This window comes from Mucilaginibacter pallidiroseus (genome assembly GCF_007846085.1).
Lineage (GTDB): Bacteria > Bacteroidota > Bacteroidia > Sphingobacteriales > Sphingobacteriaceae > Mucilaginibacter > Mucilaginibacter pallidiroseus.
Map to the genome: position 1 here is coordinate 181343 of NZ_VOEJ01000009.1, position 7051 is coordinate 188393.

Here is a 7051-nt window from a genome sequence, read left to right on the forward strand (position 1 = left end):
AATATCTAAATATCATATTCACTTGGACAAATTTTACTATGGGGTATATACCCTGCTTAACTTTCTGTCCATAATTGAAAAGTTTAAATAAGGCCAATTTAAATTGACTTCTTAAAAGGTAACGTTCGTGATTCCATATGAGATATTTATCTATGTGACCTTTTAAATAAGTGTGTTAGAATTATGCTATTTGATGTGTTGTCTGTAAAGTAATAAGCGTTCATAGACTTTGATTTATAACAAAAAAACCTCGACATAGTCGAGGTCTTCTTTATTATTTCGCTTAGCCGGATGGAGTTTATAAACGTTGTGTGCTTCCTGGTAGAGCAAATGGAATGTTTACAGGGCTGTTCCATTTAGTATCTACCGTTATATTAAAGTTAGCTGATTGTGCAAAGAAGTTTCCTGTAAACTTATACTGGGTATTAGGAGCAATATCATTGTAAACGTTTTCGAAGTTCTTAGGCAAAACCTTTTTTGCGATGATATTTCCCTTTGCATCCAGGCATTGCAGTGATATTTCAGGATAGCTATATGGAAAAACTATCGAACACAGTTCTACTCCTTTTTTACCAATATAATTAGCAGTAATAGGAAATTCAAATGATGCATCGGGATAAAAGTCATCACGCCTGCCACGATCCAAACCTCGAATACTAACTAGATCTAGTGATGTCGGATAGTCTACAAAAGTCAAAATAAATTTTGCAGCATTGGCAGGTATCGCATCATTTAAATGAATAGTAACCTTGCTCACCATCCGGTGCATTATAACGGGCTTATTGATAGGCATACCAGTGAGAGTTGTATCAATGTTTGCAGCGTACATATTTGAAGTTAGCAACTTATAATCTAATGAAAAAGTAGGTCGATAATAACGGTTACCTCCACTAAGCGGAATAGTTTTAACGCTAATTTCTCCTGGAACATCTGATCCTACGAAGCTAAAGTTAGAATGACCGTCCGGCACAGAGTCCTTTATCAATCCAAAATTTGGATCAGTTGCTGCAAACTGTTTAGTCTTAAATGACTCAAAGTCATTATAAAAACCAGGCTCCGGATATTTGCCTTTAGCGTATTGTAAATATTTAATCTGATCTTTTAACGCTGTTGTTGCATTGATACCATTCGTTGACAAACTTCCAGATGTCAAACCGAAATCACTAATACTAAATGTAACAACATTGGCAGTGGATGATGGAGTGGCGGTATTCGTTGAAGTTTTTTCTTTTTTGCAACCAGCAAGAATGAACACCACAAATAGGGAGTAGAATATTTTTTTCATTTCGTGATAAGATTTGATCAAAAATAATCTACTATTTATTAAGGGATTACCCAAAGGTACGGTTGATGCCTATTATGTAAAGCTGTGTATACCTTGTAACCCTTGGACGTAAATCATGGCATCAATTTCACGCAAATTGGTCTCTAAAATTGAAAAAAGCCTAGGTAGAAATTAGTTTAAGATATCCTTTTAAAAGGGAACACTACTAAGTACAAGTGCGGCAGTTATCTATGTGACCTTTTAAATGAATGTCTTACTATGAGCAAAACAACGCAAAGTCATTAAGCGTTAACTATTTAAACAATTAAGACTATGAAAAGACTATTCACATGGCTAACCGTCGTAATGCTCGGTGTAGCTACATTCAACCAGGCAATTGCAGCTCCTTTTCAGGACACCACCAAGAAAACTAAAAGCGGTAAGCTTGACAAACGCTACAATGCTAACAAGCATCTAAAAAAAGACGGTACAATGGATATGAGGTACAAGTCTAGCAAGAAGGCTGCTGCCAAGGCCAAGAAAGACACAACCAAAATGTAATATATTAATGAGATCTAATACTCTTAAAAAGCTTTAGCTAATTGTTAGTAGGTGGTGAAGATAACATTAACAGTTATGCAAATCGCAACCGTTATTGGACCGGGAGTAGCTAAATGCACACATGCAAATTAGGTAACAGCATGTGTGCATCAATATTATGATTTACTGGATCGTGACCTTCCTTATAACGTTCCTGATGTCGGTCACAAACAACGCGGTCTCACTGTTTGATAGCGCGAGATTAGCGGCTACAACGTCGGCGTTCAGGCCAACACCATCTCGACCATCGGCCGCCGCTAAAGGTTTACATATTGTCGTAATTACTCCGCCTTTTATTTTTTTAACGGCATTACCATCAACAATATATAGCGTCTCGCCGTTTTTGGTAACTGAGATACCGCTTATAAAAGTAAAAGGTACGTTTGGAAAAAGCTTTGTAATTGTTCCCTGAGCGCTTACTTTGAACAACTGTGTAGCCGTACTTACATATTTCACACCATTCGGACCTAAACCTATACCTCTAAGTGTTTCATGAGACGCAAGCAGGGGAGTGAAGTCAACTAAATTCCTTTTGATAGTTGTTCCGGTAATATTACCTATAGCTTTATCGCCTACAAACCACATTACACCTTTACTGTCTTGTTCCATATCCAAATTTGAGTCGCTGTTGGATATCCTGTTGTATACATCTATCCCCTTTGCCTTATTGTAAATTCTGATGCCATAAGCAGTAGATACGATATACAGTGTGCCACCTGGCGAAATAGTAACGGCTTCTGGCAATAATCCCCCACCTGTATCCGTATTATACGAAAGAGGCACAGTGGATACAATATTTTGAATGGATATTTTACGTATCGCGCTGTTAAAGAAATCCGCAACATATAAGCTGCCATCGCCACTTACAGATATACCATGCGGTTTCCAGAACTTCGCTTTCGGTCCGGGGCCATCTACCAAATTAGGCCGTTGGCTTTCTGCGTTAAAAATGCCGGCTATTGTCCGAACTGTATATAACTCTGGCGTAGCAACGGCACTCAAACTTTGTGGAGTGTTGGTAGTTGATTGTAAAACCGCGTCTGGAGATAGGCTCTCTTTTTTGCATGCTGACAATACGCAAGTAACTGCAACTAAAAATAATATGTGTTTTTTCATAGTGATAATTTCATGCAAAAAACGGATTATTAGCAATGAAAAATAAGGTCAGCGGATGTTGTACCTCAGTATGTGTATCTGGCGCGTTTTGTGACTCCTTCCGAATAACAGTTTGGATAATGGCTGTGCAGATTTATATTAATTGAGCAATGCTTGATGCAAGCGGATCTAGGCTGTTTTTACGTGCTAGTTATTTAAACTGGATGCGCCAAGCTGTCAAGCCTGGCGCTACTTTATTACTTTCAGGTCTACCCTGTCAAAAGCTTTTAGTATCTATTCATAAAGACTTTCATGGACAAGGAAAAATCCTTCTGCACCGATGTTAGGCAACTTGTAGGATGGGTTGTTTATTTAATATGGCCGATAGTTCGAGAGTTGATTGTTAGCTTCAGCTTCCGCATTAGTGGGGATTTTGATGAACGTTAACCCCTCCTCAATTGTAATTTTTAAATGTTATTTAATATTATACTGTCAATAAATTCTTTACTATTTAAAAGTGATTCCTCTAAAATGGATTTCCAATTATTGAATCCAAAAGCAATTTTATCTTTTTCAATTTTTTCCATTTGACTTTCTTTAATATCGTCAAATGAGAGTTTTGAAAGATATGATTTTACAGTATTAACCAATGGGGTAACGACCATATCTATGTTTTCACTAAATCTTTCCAAAAGGTTAAGTTTATCATAATGGCTGTAAATTAGTGCGTATTTATCATTTGCAATTTTGTTTTTATTCGAAAGCTGAAACTTAGCTGTTATCATATTAAAATTTTCAACTTTAACGGTTACAAAAAGGTACTGGTGTCGTGGTAAACTGTCTAAGTAAAGATTTAAAAACTGCCGTTTGTTATCGGTAATCCATTCATCAGATTTAAATCCGTTACAAATGGTGCAGCTTGGTATCAAGTTGTGGGGATTTATCACAAATTCCGCATATTTCTCTTGTGGCACATAGTGATCAAAAGAATTAATTTCGCTAATGGTACAATTTTGACAAGTGCTTATAATTCGATTATTGCCGGCTGTTGTTAATAAAGTTTTTAAATTTTGTAATGCTTTACTTTTATATCTATAAAGCTTATGTAAATCTGTTTTTTGAACCCCAGAATATCCAAAACTTACTAATTCTTCAAGTTTATTAGTAAGAAATTTTTCTTCATAAGTGGAGAAAAGTTTTGCAATATCTCCTTTTAAAAAGCCTAATCGGGTATGGTAATCAGGATCTTTTTTTGTTACACTTTTACTTTTGACCACATCGTCATAGTAATCAATTGTGCTTTTGGCGTTATAATATTTAAGTTCTCTCATTGGTTGCTTTTATCATGCCTTTTATATAAAGTCTAGTATTTAAGCTCAATGGAATTTCATCAAATTGAAGCACTGAAACAATATATTCATATGTTTTACCCTCTTTTATAAATTGATCAATGATCTGTTTATACTGTTTATATACACTTTTATTACCAAAAACCTCGTCGGTTAGAGTTGATAAATTTTCTCCAAATGACTCCAACCCTATTCTTCTAACTGAAGGTACATTTGCTTCACGTTCAACTACGAAAACACTTCTTGATGGCAATTCTCTAATTATTATTGGAGAATGTGTGGCAATTATGCAATAAGATTGGAATTGGTTTACCAACTCGTAAATAGTATTCATTAATTCTGTGATTGCATTTGGGTGGAGATGGGTCTCTGGCTCGTCATAAAGAATCAAAGAATCTAAGCGAATATGCGAGACGATTTCAGTAATAATGTAAAGGGTAATGCTTTGTCCTGAACTTAAGGTTTTCCTTAATTTATTGAAAATTTCTATTTTAACTTCGTATGGGTTCTCATCTAAATCTAAATTGGTTGCTTCCTTTAATACCAAAAACTCATTAACAAGATCTTTGTCAATAAAATTTAGCAGTATTTTCCTCCATTGACTGATCCGCTTCATTTTTTTAATTTGCTTCCAAGAGTTATGAAAACGTAACATCAAACCTCTATCAGTCATTTGTTCGCCTTTATCATTTCGAAGGCCGCAGATCACGTAGTTAAAAGATGCTGACTTGACTGGAATTTTAAATGTATCGAAAACGCTGTAAGAAACAGCAATAACCTTACTAAATAGTGGAGTTTTTGGACTAAATACTGCGTCCTTATTGGCGGATATATTTAGTGGCAAGGACGTAAGTAGTTGCGTTTTACCAGTGCCATTTTTTCCGATAAAAGCGTATATACGATTTGGAAATTCATGATTAGTATCAAAATCAAAGTTGATAGTTATTGGTGTATCGGCAAAGCTGGGTAAGAATTGGTAATCAAATTTATAAAGACGAGAAAGATCATATTCGTAAATTTTATACTTAACAACTCTTAATAACCTTTCCTGTTCATCATATCTAATTAGCGAATTTATAAATATTCGGTTTTCTTCAAATTTTTCTTGTACTTCTGTAAAAAAGGCCGCGTCCTTAATCGCATACAGTACACTTTCAAAGTCTCGTTTCAAAAGCCTTTTTAAAATTCGATAATAATCTTCACTTTGACCAAGTGAGCAAAATTCCTCGCTAAGATTTGTAAAAGTAAGAGGTAACGATTCTAAGGTTGTTTTTTCTTTATCATTTTGCATTATTTTGACCTGCCCGATAGAATCAACATTTTCAGAATGATCATAATAGAAAAGCGAGAATTCATTTTTAATGGTGTAATCATTCCATCCGTTATTAAATGCTAAAACAAAACATGGAAAAATTGTTGGTTTTTCGTGAGAAGAAGCCCTGTTTGACCGCCCTGTTAAAATTGACCGGACAAAAAAATTTACATCGTTAACTTTAAAGGCAAGTGGAAGGTTATTAATCGTTTCAGACCTTTGAAGGGTGTATACAGGAATTTCATTTAAAAAGTCTGATATGGCAAGCTTAAAACCATCTTTTTCAAGATATGGATTTAAAAGCAACACAAACTTTGTAATTTCATCTTCATCCTTTTTGAATTTCGGTGAGACTACAGAGTCAATGAATTTCTTAAAAATTTCATCATCATCGAATAGCTTAAACCTTTGGGTAAAAATAAAATCAATATCCCAGTCATCATTATTTATTATATGCTGCACCGTATCCCCATAAGCATCGCTAAATCGTGGATCTTCCGAAGGCATAGATCTTAAATCCCAAATTTCATTGATAAATTCGAATAAAGAGTTGTCTGATAACAAACCAAAAGTACCAGCTTCGCCTTTGAGGGTGTCGAAAATATCCTTTTTCGTTTTTGGAGTGATTATTGAACTCGGCATTATGTTTTGGTTTAGAGCTCTAATATAAATTTTTTATATTATGTTAAAGTCGCGAGTCGTCCTGCGAGTTGAGCAAAAGGTCTGTGAAGAGAAAGCTTGAAAAGCGGTTTCACGGAATGCTTCACAAAGGCTTGGCGCTGCGGTTGCTCTAAGGGTTTGAGCGTTGGTCTTGCAAGCGCTGTGACAATGGCTGATGCCTTTTGCGATGGCGCAGGCGAGCCTAACAATATGAGCGCCTAGACTTGTAGAGGCTGAGCGAAAACGCAGCATAGCGAAGTTACAGCGATGCGTTTATAAGGATAGCGAGAGCGAATGTGAAGTTGCGATTCTCCGAAAATCAAACGATATGACAAGCCAGCGTAGCAGGTTAAGTAGCAATATGCTTTGAAAAATCTTATTAATACTTAACGAAGCTTGGCGTAGCGTTATGATGAGGTTTGAGCAACGGAACACCGATCTTCCTGGTGTGTGAAAGGCCCGGAGCGTCAAGAACAGATTTAACCATTCCCTCTTAAACAACTTCTGAGAGAATGGTTCAAATATGGTTCTGGGTGCTATTAAGCGTTTGGGCTAACTTTACTATTGCTTTGTGTAGTAAATAGTTTGTTGATAAACCTTATTAATTCCGTTTTCAACAAATGGTCTGTCCCAATACAGCCCCAAGGTTGGATAAAACGCACCAAATTGACCCCTATCGGCCTATCCAAAAAGGCCCCCTTTGCCAGTTGAAAGTGACCACGTTCGCCAAAGCAAAGTGACCCCTCTTGCCAGACGAAAGTGACCCCTTAA

5 protein-coding genes are annotated in these 7051 nt (G+C 36.1%); 1 reads left to right on the top strand and 4 read right to left on the bottom strand.

The window, feature by feature from the left end; translation table 11 throughout:
• Positions 1-298: 298 nt before the first annotated feature.
• Entirely contained in the window at positions 299-1285 is a 987-nt protein-coding gene (locus tag FPZ43_RS17495; RefSeq protein ID WP_146383232.1) for a YajG family lipoprotein, read from the bottom strand.
• Between the two features lie 312 nt (positions 1286-1597).
• Here FPZ43_RS17495 and FPZ43_RS17505 point away from each other — a divergent pair, with 312 nt between their 5' ends.
• Positions 1598-1825 carry a hypothetical protein gene (locus FPZ43_RS17505; RefSeq protein WP_146383233.1) on the top strand — a complete coding sequence of 76 codons (228 nt, stop codon included), beginning with the start codon at positions 1598-1600 and terminating at the stop codon, positions 1823-1825.
• A 162-nt stretch (positions 1826-1987) separates the two neighbouring features.
• Here FPZ43_RS17505 and FPZ43_RS17510 read toward each other — a convergent pair whose 3' ends face one another.
• From FPZ43_RS17510 to FPZ43_RS17520, 3 genes are all read right to left on the bottom strand, one after another.
• Positions 1988-2980, bottom strand: coding sequence for an NHL repeat-containing protein (locus FPZ43_RS17510; protein WP_146383234.1), 993 nt, complete (start codon positions 2978-2980; stop codon positions 1988-1990).
• 446 nt (positions 2981-3426) lie between these two features.
• Positions 3427-4290 carry a hypothetical protein gene (locus FPZ43_RS17515; RefSeq protein ID WP_146383235.1) on the bottom strand — a complete coding sequence of 288 codons (864 nt, stop codon included), beginning with the start codon at positions 4288-4290 and terminating at the stop codon, positions 3427-3429.
• Positions 4277-6262, bottom strand: a complete 1986-nt coding sequence (locus tag FPZ43_RS17520) for an AbiJ-related protein (RefSeq protein ID WP_146383236.1) — start codon at positions 6260-6262, stop codon at positions 4277-4279. Before FPZ43_RS17520 ends, FPZ43_RS17515 begins: the two co-directional genes overlap by 14 nt.
• Between the last annotated feature and the right edge of the window lie 789 nt (positions 6263-7051).

Excerpts from the sequence above, each read along its gene's own strand:
- FPZ43_RS17495 (WP_146383232.1), bottom strand. The coding sequence starts at position 1,285 with ATGAAAAAAATATTCTACTCCCTATTTGTGGTGTTCATTCTTGCTGGT.
- FPZ43_RS17505 (WP_146383233.1), top strand. The coding sequence starts at position 1,598 with ATGAAAAGACTATTCACATGGCTAACCGTCGTAATGCTCGGTGTAGCT.
- FPZ43_RS17510 (WP_146383234.1), bottom strand. The coding sequence starts at position 2,980 with ATGAAAAAACACATATTATTTTTAGTTGCAGTTACTTGCGTATTGTCA.
- FPZ43_RS17515 (WP_146383235.1), bottom strand. The coding sequence starts at position 4,290 with ATGAGAGAACTTAAATATTATAACGCCAAAAGCACAATTGATTACTAT.
- FPZ43_RS17520 (WP_146383236.1), bottom strand. The coding sequence starts at position 6,262 with ATGCCGAGTTCAATAATCACTCCAAAAACGAAAAAGGATATTTTCGAC.